Origin of the sequence: Lysinibacillus sp. G01H (assembly GCF_028872195.1) — a bacterium.
GTDB lineage: Bacteria > Bacillota > Bacilli > Bacillales_A > Planococcaceae > Lysinibacillus > Lysinibacillus capsici.
Map to the genome: position 1 here is coordinate 1,680,492 of NZ_CP118397.1, position 15,004 is coordinate 1,695,495.

Here is a 15,004-nt window from a genome sequence, read left to right on the forward strand (position 1 = left end):
TCGGAACACTGTACCGATAATAGGAACACGGAGGGATGAAGTCTTGAAAATCGCAACAGATATTGGCGGTACTTTTACTGACCTAGTTTTTACAGATGAAAAAGGAAATCTTCATTTTGATAAGGGACATACGACACCTGGTCACTTTGAGGATGGCATATTAAATGTATTAGGGCGACATGTAACGGAAGATTCTTTCATTGAATCATTTATTCATGGATCGACGGTTATCATCAATACATTAACGGAAAGAAAGGGGGGCGTAGTTGGGTTAATTACAACAAAGGGTTTCCGTGATGTTATAGAAATTGCTCGTGGAAATCGACCAGACTTATATAACTTTAAATATAAAAAGCCAGAACCATTTGTAGAGCGTTATTTACGTCAAGAAATCGATGAGCGAATCGACTTTAAAGGAAATATTATGAAAGCGCTTAATACCGAGGAAGTTGACGTGATCGTTCATCAATTTAAGGAATTGGGTGTTGAGGCAATCGCCATTTCCCTCATACACAGCTATAAAAATCCAATTCATGAACAACAGTTAAAAGAAGCCATTTTAAAAATTTGGCCTGAGGTATATATCACACTTTCAAGTGAAACGATTAAAGAATACCGTGAGTATGAAAGAACAAACACAACAGTCCTCAATTCTTATGTGAAGCCAATTGCACATGCCTACTTAAAAAGCCTAAAAGAGAAATTAAGCACAATTGGCATTACAGACCATTTAAAAATTATGCAATCGAATGGCGGGACTACAAGCTTTGATAAAGCAATGGAGCTGCCGATTAATCTTGTAGAATCTGGTCCTGTAGCAGGTATGTTTGGAGCTGCAAAATTAGGTCAACTTCTCAAAGAATCCAATATTATCGCTTTTGATGTTGGTGGGACGACAGCAAAATGTTCGCTTATTACAGATGGCAAAGTCAATGTCACAACAGATTACTATATTGAAAGAAATGAAAAATTTGCGGGCTATCCAATTAAAACACCAGTAGTAGATATTGTGGAAATCGGAAATGGTGGTGGCTCCATCGCACGTGTAGATCAGTTTGGCTCATTAAAGGTTGGACCAGATTCTGCTGGGGCAAATCCAGGGCCTGTAGCATATGGCTTAGGGAATACACAGCCAACAATTACAGATGCCAATGTTTATTTAGGAAGATTATCCTTAGAAAACTTTGATAACCCAGTATCCATTGACAAAGTGGAGGAGGCTCTTGTTGAAGCAATTGCGAAACCATTTAATGTGTCAGCAGAAGAAGCAGCACAAGGTATTTTAGATATTGCAAACTCCAATATGTTAAATGCACTGAAGCTGATCTCTATTCGTAAAGGCTATGACCCTGAAGACTTTACAATGGTAGCATTTGGCGGTGGTGGTCCACTACATGCGATTAATTTAGCAGAAGAACTTGGTATGAAAAAAGTCATTATTCCTTATGGCTCATCCGTCTTCTCAGCATTAGGAATGATGATGACCGAATATCGACAAGATTACATTCAAACAAGTTTAATGAACTTTGACAAAGACCATCTTGCGGCTATCCAAGAAAATATTGATCAAGTGATTGCCACTGCCTATGCAGATGCACCATTATCAAAGGATCATTATTATTTTGAAATTAATTATGATTTACGCTACAAAGGTCAAGAGCATGCCGTTAAATTAAATGCATCAACTATTACGCTTGATGAAGAGGGGCTACTTGCATTAGCTGAAGCCTTCCATATCAAACATAAACAAGAGTTTTCTTTTGATTTACCAGCTACACCAATTGAGTTAGTCAACTTACATCTTACAATCTACGGGAAAGATGAGGCGGTTCAATTTAAAGAGCTAGACTTCTCTCATATCGACAATTCCACATGTATAAAGGCACAACGCAATTTATATGTGAAGGGAACAGGATGGGTAGAGGTCAATGTCTTTGACCAACAAAAATTAGTACCTGGCTATGTCATTACAGGTCCTGCAATTGTGGAAAATCCAACATCTACGGTCGTAATCAATAACAAGCAATCGATTGAAATTGATCAATACGGCAACTTGATTGTAGAGATGGAGGGGAAATAAAACATGAAAAAAGATGTTTTTGCAGTAGAAATTATTCAAGATTCATTGCTAGCTATAGGCGATGAGATGTTTGTTGCCCTAGCACGCTCTTCTATGAGCCCAGTTATCTATGAGGTATTAGACTATGCTTGTGGATTAACAGATGCCAAGGGTAATTTAATTAGTCAAGGAAACGGTGTAACGAGTTTTATTGGGATGTTAAGTCCAATGGTACAGCGTGTAATTGAAAAGTTTGATAATGGGAAAAAACTACACGAAGGTGATGTCATTATTATCAATGACCCTTATGTTGGAGGCGGCTCACATTTATCGGATGTGGGCTTAGTTCTCCCTATTTTCTACAACGGTGAAATTATTGCGTACTCTGCCAATAAAGCACACTGGACAGAGGTAGGGGGCATGGACCCGGGTTCGTTTACAAGTAATTCTAATGAAATCTATCAGGAAGGTTTACAGCTACCAGGTGTCAAACTTTATCATCAAGGTGAGTTGAACGATGCAGTCTATGAAATTATTTCTACGAATGTTCGTTTACCAGAGCTTTCAATCGGTGATATGTTTGCACAAGTAGCCGCCTTAAAAACAGGTGAAAAACGAATCGCAGAGCTTTGTCAGAAGTTTGGTGCGGAATCGGTGAAATTGTCCATTCAAAAATTATTGGACAAGGGTGAGAAAATTGTAGAGTATGAGCTTCAACACCTACCTAAAGGTGAATTTTATGCGGAGGATTTTATTGAAGGGGACCCATTAAAGGGTGGACCTTATCCAATAAAAGTGAAAGTCACAATTAGTGATGAGGCGTTTATTTGTGACTTCAGAGGCTCACATCCTGCAGTCAATGTGCCAATGAACTGTTCTCAATTTGGTTTAATGGCAAGTGTGCGCGTTATGTTCCTAGCATTACTTGGCGATATTGACGTAATTAACGAAGGTGTTTTTAAACGCTTAACGATTATCACAGATGACAATTCCATTGTTTCCGCTAAACGTCCACATCCTGTGTCTATGAACTTTGAGGCACGTATTGGGGCAGCTGATCTCATTTGGAAAGCTCTTGCGCCGCATTTACCAGAACGCTTATCGGCAGGGCATTTACAATCTGTTTGTACGTTTATTCTCACTGGAAAAAATCCTGATAATGATGAGTCATTCCTAATTGTAGAGCCATCTGTTGGTGGCTGGGGAGCTGCGAATGATGAGGATGGGCAAAGCGGGCAATACTGTATGGGAGATGGTGAAACATATAATCTTCCAGTTGAAATTGCAGAAACAAAATACGGTATTCAAATTGATGAATATAGCTTAAATTGTGACGGTGCTGGTGCTGGTCAATTTAGAGGTGGCTTAGGTGTTCGTCGCGTTTATACAGTCAATCATGATGGTCAAAAGGTTTCTGTGAACTTAGGTAGACATCAATTCGCGCCATTCGGCTTAAATGGTGGTGGAGAAGGCTCTCACAACTATTTAATCATTCATAAAAAGGATGGAACGAAAATTGGACCAGTGGGCGTACTTGCCAATTATGAATTGCAAAAAGGCGACCGTATTGAGCTTGTGACAGCAACGGGCGGCGGGTATGGTCCTCCACATGAAAGAAGCTCAGAGGCCATTAAACGTGATTTATTAAATGAATATATTTCTGTAGATGTAGCGAAAGAGCGATACGGTTATCAAAACGTTTAAAGGGAGAAATAGATGACTGTCAAGACATTAAAAAACTCATTGGATATACTAGAATGCTTTGCAACGAAAGAAAGTGCATTAGGTGTTCGTGAAATTTCACGCATGATGAAACTGCCGACAAGTGTCGTGCAAAGAACCATTAATACATTTACAGAAGCAGGTTATTTAATACAGGATGAACACACGAAAAAATATAAATTAGGTTATAAAATGTACCTTTTTTATGATGTGTTATCGAATTCAAAAGACCCTCACTCGACCATTTATGAATTGATGCAAAATCTTGCCAGTGAAATCAATGAATCAGTATTTCTTACTTATATGGACAATGAATACGGTGTCACAACGAAAATAGCCGAAAGTAATAAAAATGTAAAGTATGCGGTGTCTTTAGGAACAAAGACACCCCTTTACATCGGTGCTTCCTGTAAGGTCATGTTTGCTTATTTAGAGGAGGACAGACAGCTGGAGTTAATGGCCTTCTTTCATGAGGAACAATCGAAGGAAGAGCAGGTTTCTTTCCTAGCGTCATTAAAGGAAGAGCTGCAACAAATTCGCCAAAACAACTGGTGTGTTACCGTCGGGGAGTATAATGAACATGCATTTGGCATCAGTGTACCGTTATTTAACTATAAAAAGGAAATCACTGCATCTCTTACAATTTCTGGGTTAGTATATGATTTAGATGATCAAAGGGAGAAAAATATGCTTGAACAGTTAGTGAAAGTAGCTCAGCAAATTCAATCACACATTTCAAAATTATAACAACAATAGGGGAGCTGACACTATGAATAATAAAGTATTACATCCAAGGGCTTTAGAGCCTGTAACTCTACTAATGATCGTCTTAACATCTGTTGTGGGGGCAATTATTGGGATACAGCTGATTACGACTTTAGGGATTTCTGCCAATACATCAATCGTTGGGGCAATATTTGCGATGATTCTTGGAAGAATACCGATTGGCAAGCTAATTGCCTTTAAATCTGTACACAGACAAAATATTATTCAAACAGCCATTTCGGCAGCAACGTTCAGTGCAGCAAGTAGTTTAATGTTGCCAATTGGTATTCCATATGTATTAGGCTATGAAAATTTAGTATTACCATTGTTTATCGGTGTCATTTTAGCGATGTTTGTTGATGCTTTATTATTATATAAATTTTTCGATACAAAGATTTTCCCAGCAGCAGGTACTTGGCCACCGGGAATTGCAACAGCTGAAGCCATTAAGGCGGGCGATAAAGGTGGTAAGAATGCAAAAGTATTAATTGGTGGTGTGTTAATTGGTATCGTGGGATCTGTTTTGAAAATTCCAATGTCAGCTTTTGGGGTAGCGTTCATCGGTAATATTTGGGCACTGACGATGTTTGGTGTTGGGCTTTTATTAAGAGGCTATTCTGTTCAATTATTTAATGTTGACTTAAATGCTTACTATATTCCACATGGCGTTATGATTGGTGCTGGGATTGTAGCACTTTTCCAAGTAGCTTTTGCCTTATTGAATAAAAAGTCGGCTAAAAAGTCAGAAGAGTTAAGCTATTCAAAAGATGCAAAAGAAATTCGCCAAGCATTTGGTGTTGGTTTTATAGCTTATTTAGCCATTGCTCTATTAATCGCTATTTTAGGTGGTATTATTTCACACATGTCTTTCGGTATGTTAATAGGATTCATCATCTTTGCAACGATTGCTGCATTTGTCCATGAGCTAATTGTGGGTATCGCAGCGATGCATGCGGGTTGGTTCCCAGCATTTGCAGTGGCATTTATTACATTGATTGTTGGTATTTTAATTGGTTTCCCAGCGCCAGCACTTGCATTACTAGCAGGGTATAGTGCTGCTACAGGGGTAGCGTTTGCGGATATGGGCTATGACTTAAAAACTGGTTTCATTTTACGTGGTAATGGTAGTGATGTTGCATTAGAAAAAGAAGGTCGCAAGCAACAATTGATTGCTGGTATGCTAGCTTTTGCAATTTCGGCAGTTGTAGTACTACTATCCTATAAATCTTATTTTGCACAGGATTTAGTAGCACCTGTTAACCATGTGTATGCAGCAACAATTCAATCGGGCGTTACAGGCGATGTAGCAAAACAATTAATGATATGGGCGATTCCAGGTGCATTAATTCAGCTCATCGGTGGTTCAAAACGTCAAATGGGTATCTTATTTGCAACAGGTCTATTACTTGTCAATCCAATTGCTGGTTGGGCTGTCCTAGTTGGTATCTTACTACGTGTAATTTTCACATATGTGACGAAAGGTAAGAGAGAATCTGAAATGACAGTATTTGCAGCAGGTGTTATTGCCGGAGATGCTTTATATAGCTTCTTCACTTCTATTATCAAAATAGGGAAATAGAAAGGGGGAATAAAGGATGACAAAAGTATTGTCCTATGAGGATGGGATTGCGGCCGTTTATGGAGGAGCAATCCTTGGCGGAGGCGGCGGTGGTCTCCTAGAGGAAGGACTCAAGCTAGTTGAGGAAATCTTTGCAGCAGGTGAACCTCAAATGGTGGATATTACCGAATTAGATCAAGAAGATTTAGTTGCCTGTGTGGCAATGGTAGGTGCGCCATCAGCGGTCGATCAATATATTTCAAATGAACAGCTTTGTTGGAGCTATCGTAGTATGAACAACCATATCAATCAACGTCTAAAGGGCATCATTACCAATGAAAATGGTGCCATCACGACGATCAATGGCTGGTTGCAGTCAGTTTTATTAAATGTACCTGTTGTGGATGCTCCCTGTAATGGACGAGCACATCCAACGGGAATCATGGGTTCTTTAAATCTTCATGAACAAGAAAAATATCAATCCGTACAATTTTATGCAGGAGGAAAAGATGACTTCGCGGTCCATGGCTTTGTGGAAGGAAATTTACACAGCACCGCAAAGACAGCACGCCAAGCTTCTATATTAGCAGGCGGACTAGTAGGGGTCACTCGAAATCCTGTGACGATTGACTATTTACAAAAACATGGCGCACCAAATGCGATCACTATGGCCATAGAACTTGGCTATCGCTTCTTAAATGGGCAAACCTTTGAAGAAAAGTTAGCCCATGTGTTGCAATATTTGAATGGCGTGCACATCGTATCAGGTGCCGTCACAAATTATTCGTTAACAAAGGAAAATGGCTTCGATGTAGGGGAATTATCAGTGGGTGATTACCATCTGACGTTCTGGAATGAATATATGACATTATCGAAGGAAGGACAGGTACAATCCAAATTCCCAGACCTCATCATGACGTTCGATACAGAGAAAATGATGCCAGTTCCAAGTGCAAGTATTAAAGAGGGAATGCATGTCGCAGTGATACATGTAGACCAATCTAACTTAAAATTAAGTACAACCATGCAAAACAAGGCTCTATTGCGGGAAATTGATGAAGTGATCAAAGGCGTTCTATGAAATAAGAAAACAAAACAGTAAAAGCTGCCATCATCTACTTGAATGTAAGATGGGCAGCTTTTATTTGTCCTTCAGCGGGATGGTAATACATTTTATCACAATCGTTCCTACTTCCTTTTTCACTTCATACATTGATGGCTTAAATGAATTTCTTACTGATTTGCACAACTCATCGAACGTGGTATTCACAAGCTGCAAGCAATTATCGTGTACGATTTTCAATAAAGGGAGGAGCTACGTTCATACATAATCAAGGAATTGACTAGAAGAAGGTAACAACCAGTAATGAAAAAACAATGCACTTCTGCTACAACTGGCGAAATCCTTTTGGTCATGCAACAAACTAACTTGTTGTTCACATTTTCGGCATGTACATTTGGCTATGCGGGTTAAACAAAGAATTTCTAAGGGAAAGTGTTCACTTTTATTTGTTTAGATGATAGGTTTTCAATACGCACGTCATCTTTTAAACAGGTTATTCAATTGTAAGCCCGCTGAAGTTAATGTTAAATCTGTTAAACACACAGCTGTTGTACATTGCTGAAAAATATGAGGTACAGAACAGATAGCTGTTCTGTACGTTTATCATACAATATTCTGAAAAATTAGTCAATTGAAATAGATATGATTTTTAATTTTTCTAGATTACCTCTTATGTAATAAAATACAGTATAATTTGTAGGAAAGGATGAGTGTAGACTATGAATCATTTAATGAATAAAGTACGTGAAATATATGAGCAATTTGATGCTAGTCATGATTTTCAACATATTGAGCGTGTCTATCAAAATGCATTAGCTATCCTACATAGCGAGCCAACAGCAGATGAAGAAGTTGTGAAAATAGCTGTACTTTTACATGATGTCAGTGACAAAAAGTATACCGATAGCAAGGAAAAGGAAGAACAGCTTATTGAGGAATTACCTGTTAGCGAGGGAAAAAAGCAACATATTCGAGATTGCATCGCTCAAGTGTCATTTAATGGTGGGAATGAGCTAGAAGCAACATCATTGGAAGCAAAAATCGTCCGAGATGCAGATCGTTTAGATGCGATTGGTGCTATTGGCATTGCCAGAACATTTGCTTATGGTGGAGCAAAAGGTCGCAAGCTTTATGATAAGGAAGAAGAAGTACGCACAAATATGTCAGAGTCCGAATATCGTCAAAAAAATACCGCGTCTGTTACTCATTTTTATGAGAAATTATTACTGCTAAAAGATTTAATGGTGACGGAAAAGGGCAAGCAAATGGCACTTGAACGTCATCAATTTATGGAAAGTTTTTTAAAGCAACTGAAGCACGAAATCGGTCAGTAGCACATAGCTCAAAAACCGCCTTTTCAATTTGAAGGGCGGTTTTTGTTCTTTATTGAGTGCCATTCCTATGGCAAGGTAGTGATTTAGTTTTGTAGTGACTATCAAATAGATTGGAGGAGCAACAAGTGTTACTCCATTCTTAGATGGATTCATTAAAAAAAGAGGATATCGCTGTTGTTAATGCTTCCCAAATGATTGTCAGGTCTGCTTGGGAAGTGCGCCAATTACTGAAAGCCGCACGAATAGCTGGCATACCTTTGTAGACAGTTGGCGTCATGTATACTTGGCCTTGTTGATTTAAAGTTGTTAAAAATTGTTGGTTCATTTCAGCTGTTAGTGCCTCATGATTGACCGCGAAGCACACGATATTCAGTCGAACAGGTGCTAGCAATGTAAAGTAGGGACTATCATTTATTTTTTGACCAAGCTGTTGTGCGAGTAATACATTTTCTTCTATTAATTGTTGGTAGCCCAATTTACCATAGGCCTGTAAAGAAAACCAAGCAGGCAGCGCACGAAAACGACGTGAATTTTCAGGCGTAAGATCACAGAAATCTGGATTTTCAAGGGAACTACCAAGATAGGCTGCATTATTTTGAAAAACGGTTGCTTGCAATGATTGATGACGGGTAAATTGCATAGCGGCATCATAAGGGACGTTCAGCCATTTATGTGCGTCAATTGTGATAGAATCTGCATAATTCATGCCCTCAACAAAGTGACGATACTTTGGTGAACAGGCTGCAAAGCCACCAAAAGCCGCATCGATATGAAGCCAGAAAGGGTATCGCTTTTTTAGCTCGCCAATTGCTTGTAAATCATCAAAGTCAACGGTATTGACAGTTCCTGCATTTGCTACAACTATACACGGTTCATGTGGATTTTCTTCAAGAAACTGCTGTAATTTTATGATGTCAATTGCTTCTCGCTGCTCTAGGCATAGGATAGTATGAATGGAATTTCTCCCCATGCCAAGCATAGAAGTTGCTTTGATAATACTTGAGTGGGGCGTTCCGCTAACAATCTTTATTGGAGGGATACCATATAGACCATCCAGCGCAGTGTTTTTTCCATAGTATTGTGCAATCCATTCCCTTGCTTGAGCAAGTCCTACAAAATTAGCCATCGTAGCCCCACTGACAAATGTTCCTCGATAATCATCGCTTAATAGTAATAGCTCCTTTAGCATGTCAATTGTCGCAAGTTCCATTGAACCAGCAATAGAGCCCTTAGAATGGGATAAATTTTGATCGTAAACACTTACTAACCAATCTCCAACAATTGAAGCAGGGGTAGACCCACCTGTGACAAAACCCAAGTATCTTGAGCCTACACTACTATTTAAGCCTTCAGCAAATTGCTTTGTAAAATATTGAAGTGTTGCCTGAGCACCCTCACCCACTTCTGGAAGTGTCGAAGCAGGAAGGCTAGGGGAATGGTTCGTTACAGCTCTATGCTCCAGATTAGTAAAAAAATTGGCTGCATGGTCAACTACATCCATTAAAAGCGTTTTTATTTTTTCCTGATCTTGCTTCATGTTCATCATGTGTCATCATTTCCCTTCATATTAACTTAGCTATTTCTGTCTCTACACTATATAGTGATATATATAACAGTCAAATGAAGACTATAACAGTTGGAGGTCCAATGGAAATAAAGCTGAATCGTCAGTCTGATCAATCTTTAATTAATCAGATTTCAACTATCCTTGCAGAAAAAATAAGGTCAGAATTTTTACAGGAAGGGAGCCAATTACCTTCTATTCGGAGCTTTTCAAAAGAAAATCAAGTGAGCCCTGTCACGGTCAGTAAGGCATATGCCTTATTAGAAAGAAATGGTTATATTGAAGTGATACATGGCAAGGGGGCGTTTGTTCGAAACAAAAAACAAAGAAGCACAAATGAGGGCGGTAGTGATTATAATTGGCAACTAACCATTCCTGATTACATTCAACGTTCACAATCTATGTTAAATAAAAGAATGGAATATGCGATCAAATTCTCCAGTGCTACCATCCATCCTGGGTTATTACCCTCTGTTTACTTGGTGAATGAAATTGTGGCCATATTACAGGCAGATCCTCAGATTGTGGCTCGTTATGGAACGGTACAGGGGGATGAAGATGTACGAAAGGCAATCCAAGACTATGTCCAAGCATATAGTAATATTACTACAACACCACAAGAAATTATTGTCACAAACGGTGTACAACAAGGTATAGATATAGTGGCTAAAACATTTATTGGACCTGGAGATATTGTCATTACCGAAGCCCCTACATATACAGCAGCAATCGATGTCTTTAGAAATCGTGGGGCCCACATTATTCCCATACCAGTAGACGAGGAAGGGATGCAGACAACCCTTCTAGCGACACTCTGCCTAAGCAAACAACCAAAGCTTATCTATACAAATCCAACCTTTCACAATCCTACAGGCACAGTTTTAAGTGCAGCGAGAAGGGGAGAATTACTGGATCTTGCCCAACAATATGGCTTTCTTATTGTAGAGGACGATTCATGGAATGAAATCTATTTTGACAATAACCCCCCACCACCACCTCTGAAAGCTTTAGATACAAGTGGTCATGTTATTTATTTAAAGGGCTTTAGTAAGACGTTAGCCCCAAGCTGTAGAATCGGTGCTATCCTTTCAAAAGGTACTGTTCATCAACGACTTTTATCTGCCAAATCCAGTACCGATTCAGGTAACCCCTTATTAACACAAAAGGCACTGATTCCATTTTTACGTTCAGACCGAATGCATGCCCATTTAGAAAAACTGCGCATTGCGCTTGAGATAAGAAGGGATCAGACGATTGCATTGTTGAATAAGTATGCACCAAAGGGCGTTACGTGGATCGAACCAAAAGGTGGGCTTAATATTTGGGTGTCTTTACCTAGTAATGGCAATACGGATGAGCTGTTATGGAAGGCTCAACAAGCCCAAATTACCTTTTTACCAAGCTCAGCTTGTTATCCAGGAGAGCCACAATATCACCATCTGAGAATTAGTTATTCTTATCCTGAACCGCACGACTTAACACAAGGAATCATCAAGCTTTGTCAGCTTATGGAATCTTATTTACAGGACATGCCATCAGTTCGTTGCTAGTTTGTTGTTCTTTGTTTACCTGCGGTTTGATGTTATGATGAGTAGTGGATATCAATAATCGTCTACATAAAAATCGTGTGGGCATGAACAATACCTAACATGAAAGAGATGGAATAGTGGAATGAGTCATTTAATTGTACAAAATTTAACCAAAACAGTGGGCGATAAAACGCTTTTTCAAAATATTGAATTTACCATTTATGAGGGAGAGCGGGCAGGCTTAATCGGTATAAATGGAACGGGAAAATCAACTCTATTATCCATTTTAGCTGGGGACATGGAAGCGGATTCGATGACAGTAGATCGTCCGAATAAATACCGTGTCGCTTATTTACCTCAGGAGCCTACATTTCAGGCAGGCGAAACGGTTTTACAAGCTGTCTTTTCAGGCGATTCGCCCATTTTACAGCTGAATCGTCAATATGAGGAAACGGTTGCTGCTCTAGCAAGTAACCCAACATCCGAAAGTTTACAAAAGACGTTATTTAGTCTGCAACAGCGCATGGATGAAGAGCAGGCATGGGATGTCAATGCCCTTGCGAAGACGGCTTTAACAAAGCTTGGGATTGAAACTTTTGAAAAAGAGGTACTAACGCTATCAGGCGGTCAGCAAAAACGTGTTGCATTAGCGAAGGTGTTAATTGAACCAGCGGATCTTTACTTATTAGATGAGCCCACAAACCATTTAGATTTACAGTCTACCGAATGGCTTCAAGAGATGGTCTTACGATTAAAGGGTGCAGTGATTTTCATCACCCATGATCGTTATTTCTTAGATGAATTATCAACACATATTTACGAGTTAGCGAATCAAACCTTGTATCGTCATACAGGGAATTACGGTGATTATTTAGAGGCTCGAGCTATTCGTGAGGAGATGCAAGCTGCTTCTGCACAGAAGGATCGCAATCGTTATCGGTCAGAATTAAAATGGATTCGTCGTGGTGCGAAGGCGCGTTCAACCAAGCAAAAAGCTCGTATTCAACGCTTTGAAAAGCTAGAAGAAAACCTAGAGCGCAAATCAGAAGATGTTTCCTTGGATATGGGACTTGCGACAACACGACTTGGTCGTAAAGTGCTGGAGGCTGAGAATATTTCGAAAGCCTTTGGACAGCAAAAAATCCTTGAAAATTTCTCATTTTTACTACAGCAAGGTGATCGAATTGGTATTATCGGCGCGAACGGTGTAGGAAAATCAACTTTATTGAACATGCTAGCAGGAGAGCTGACACCCGATCAAGGTGAAATTCTTGTTGGGTCAACAGTGAAGTTGGCACATTTTAAGCAAACATTGCCGAAAATGAATGAAAATGAGCGCATGATTGAATATATACGTGAGGCTTCAAATGATATTACAGATGCAGAGGGCGTCCGTTACTCAGCAGCTCAAATGCTGGAGCGCTTTTTATTCCCGCTGCATGCTCATGGTACACCAATTGGAAAATTATCGGGCGGTGAGCGCAAGCGTCTTCATTTATTACGTTTATTGATGGAGCAACCAAACGTGTTATTACTTGATGAGCCAACGAATGATTTAGATATTGAAACATTAGGTGTGCTAGAGGATTTCATCGAGCATTTCCCAGGCGTGGTTATCACAATTTCCCATGATCGTTTCTTCCTCGACCGTATTGCGAAAAAGCTATGGATACTAGATGGTCAGGGACAAGTTGAGGAAACACTGGATCTATACAGTGAGTATCTGGAGAAACGTGAGCAGGCAGCGACTGTCAAAGTAGAAACGCCAAAAGTGGAAAAGGCCAAATCAGAAAAGCCAAAATCAGACAAAAAAAAGCTATCGTTTAAAGAGCAAAAAGAATGGGAAACGATTGCAGATGATATAGAGAAAACAGAAACGGCTATTATGGAGACCGAAGAAGGAATCGCCAATGCAGGCTCAGATTTTACCAAGCTACAGGAATTAACAGCTAAGTTGGATGAGCTAAATGCACAATATGAGCATCTTATTGAAAGATGGTCGTATTTAGATGAAATAGTGAACGGATAAGGAGCGATAGACATGAAGATTATTACCATTGAACCGACGCCAAGTCCCAATTCTATGAAGATTGTTGTTGATACAGAGCTACCATTCGGGAAGAGCTATAATTTTACAAAGGATAATAAAGACGAAGCATCAGGCGAGGCGGCTGCTTTTTTAGCGATTGAAGGAGTAAAGGGCGTTTACCATGTAGCCGATTTCTTTGCTGTTGAGCGTAATGCCAAATATGCATGGGAAGGTATCCTAGCAAGTATTCGACAAGTGTTAGGGGAAGATGTCCAAACACAAGAAGAAACGGTTGTGGCCAATGAATTTTATGGAGAGGTTTATGTCCATGTACAGTTTTACAAGCAGGTGCCTTTACAAGTAAAAGTTTTTGATAACCAACGTGAATATCGTATAAGCTGCGGAGACCGTTTTGTCGATGCTTTTAATCAAATTATTGAGTCGGCAGTAGATGAAAACTATATTTTCCAACGTAAGTGGATTGATTATGGGGTTCGCTACGGTGAGCTGGAGGAAATTGCTGAAACAGTCAAACAGGAAATTGATGTCACTTATTCTGCAGAACGTTTAGCGGAAATTGTCACAGCTATCAATAATGATGGTGAAAAAGCGGCTGTGAAAACGGACAAGCTCAAAGTGACAGTAGAGCAGTTCAAGCAACCCGAATGGGAGAAACGCTTCCAACTGCTCGATCAAATGGCTGATCCTGAGCTAGACGATCTACCGCTATTAGATTTAGCTTTACAGGATGAACAAATGTCTATCCGTCGACTAGCGACGGTGTACTTAGGCATGATTGAGGATGTGGCAGTTGTCCCTTATTTAGAAAGAGCCCTCCAAGATAAAAGTGCAGCAGTACGTCGAACAGCAGGTGACTGCATGAGTGACCTGGGCTTTGTAGAATTTGAAGAAGCCATGCTGCAAGCCTTACAGGACAAAAACAAATTGGTTCGCTGGCGCGCAGCCATGTATTTATATGAGGTCGGCACAGAACAATCCTTAACAGCATTGAAGGCTGCCGAAGATGACAAAGAATTCGAAGTGAAGCTACAAGTGAAAATGGCCATTGCCCGTATCGAACAAGGTGAGGAAGCAAAAGGCTCGGTTTGGAAGCAAATGACCGAATCCCGTCAACAATAATCAGGAAAAACCAGCAAATGCTGGTTTTTTTGTTTTGTAATGCTGGAGTTTGCTCTAATAAGAGGGTGAGGTTGCATCTGAATAGTGAAGGTCCTCTCCAAGAAGTGAGCGAACCACTCCAATGAAGTGGGAACCCGCTCTTAAAAAGGGTGAACCGCTCCAAAGAAGTGAGAATCCGCTCTAAAAAGAGATGAAGCCGCTCCAAAGAAGTGAGAACCCGCTCTAAAAAGAGATGAAGCCG

General features: G+C 39.8%; 10 protein-coding genes. 9 read left to right on the top strand and 1 reads right to left on the bottom strand.

Annotated elements, in window-relative coordinates; translation table 11 throughout:
* Nucleotides 1-43: 43 nt before the first annotated feature.
* The 6 genes from PSR12_RS08150 (at nucleotide 44) to PSR12_RS08175 (ending at nucleotide 8,501) form a co-directional block, all read left to right on the top strand.
* Nucleotides 44-2,080 carry a hydantoinase/oxoprolinase family protein gene (locus PSR12_RS08150; protein WP_274772549.1) on the top strand — a complete coding sequence of 679 codons (2,037 nt, stop codon included), beginning with the start codon at nucleotides 44-46 and terminating at the stop codon, nucleotides 2,078-2,080.
* A gap of 3 nt (nucleotides 2,081-2,083) precedes the next feature.
* On the top strand, nucleotides 2,084-3,763 hold the full coding sequence (locus PSR12_RS08155) for a hydantoinase B/oxoprolinase family protein (protein ID WP_221680743.1): 1,680 nt from the start codon (nucleotides 2,084-2,086) through the stop codon (nucleotides 3,761-3,763).
* A gap of 12 nt (nucleotides 3,764-3,775) precedes the next feature.
* Nucleotides 3,776-4,528, top strand: a complete 753-nt coding sequence (locus tag PSR12_RS08160; protein WP_274772551.1) for an IclR family transcriptional regulator — start codon at nucleotides 3,776-3,778, stop codon at nucleotides 4,526-4,528.
* 22 nt (nucleotides 4,529-4,550) lie between these two features.
* Complete coding sequence (locus PSR12_RS08165; RefSeq protein WP_221680745.1) at nucleotides 4,551-6,125, top strand: OPT/YSL family transporter; 1,575 nt, start codon at nucleotides 4,551-4,553, stop codon at nucleotides 6,123-6,125.
* A 16-nt stretch (nucleotides 6,126-6,141) separates the two neighbouring features.
* The gene (locus PSR12_RS08170) at nucleotides 6,142-7,185 is read left to right on the top strand and encodes an S-methyl thiohydantoin desulfurase domain-containing protein (RefSeq protein ID WP_274772554.1); all 1,044 of its coding nucleotides are present in this window, start codon (nucleotides 6,142-6,144) and stop codon (nucleotides 7,183-7,185) included.
* Nucleotides 7,186-7,886: 701 nt separating this feature from the next.
* On the top strand, nucleotides 7,887-8,501 hold the full coding sequence (locus PSR12_RS08175) for an HD domain-containing protein (protein ID WP_274772556.1): 615 nt from the start codon (nucleotides 7,887-7,889) through the stop codon (nucleotides 8,499-8,501).
* Nucleotides 8,502-8,640: 139 nt separating this feature from the next.
* On the opposite strand, the gene PSR12_RS08180 is transcribed toward PSR12_RS08175, so the two are convergent.
* Nucleotides 8,641-10,047 (bottom strand): pyridoxal phosphate-dependent decarboxylase family protein, encoded by a 1,407-nt coding sequence (locus tag PSR12_RS08180; protein ID WP_274772558.1) that lies wholly within the window; start codon nucleotides 10,045-10,047, stop codon nucleotides 8,641-8,643.
* Between the two features lie 101 nt (nucleotides 10,048-10,148).
* Between PSR12_RS08180 and pdxR the strand changes: the two genes are divergently transcribed.
* The 3 genes from pdxR to PSR12_RS08195 all read left to right on the top strand — a co-directional run bounded on the left by pdxR (nucleotide 10,149) and on the right by PSR12_RS08195 (nucleotide 14,763).
* Nucleotides 10,149-11,615, top strand: a complete 1,467-nt coding sequence (gene pdxR, locus PSR12_RS08185; RefSeq protein WP_274772560.1) for a MocR-like pyridoxine biosynthesis transcription factor PdxR — start codon at nucleotides 10,149-10,151, stop codon at nucleotides 11,613-11,615.
* A 121-nt stretch (nucleotides 11,616-11,736) separates the two neighbouring features.
* The gene (locus tag PSR12_RS08190; RefSeq protein ID WP_274772562.1) at nucleotides 11,737-13,623 is read left to right on the top strand and encodes an ABC-F family ATP-binding cassette domain-containing protein; all 1,887 of its coding nucleotides are present in this window, start codon (nucleotides 11,737-11,739) and stop codon (nucleotides 13,621-13,623) included.
* A gap of 12 nt (nucleotides 13,624-13,635) precedes the next feature.
* Entirely contained in the window at nucleotides 13,636-14,763 is a 1,128-nt protein-coding gene (locus PSR12_RS08195; RefSeq protein WP_221680751.1) for a conserved virulence factor C family protein, read from the top strand.
* Nucleotides 14,764-15,004 lie beyond the last annotated feature (241 nt).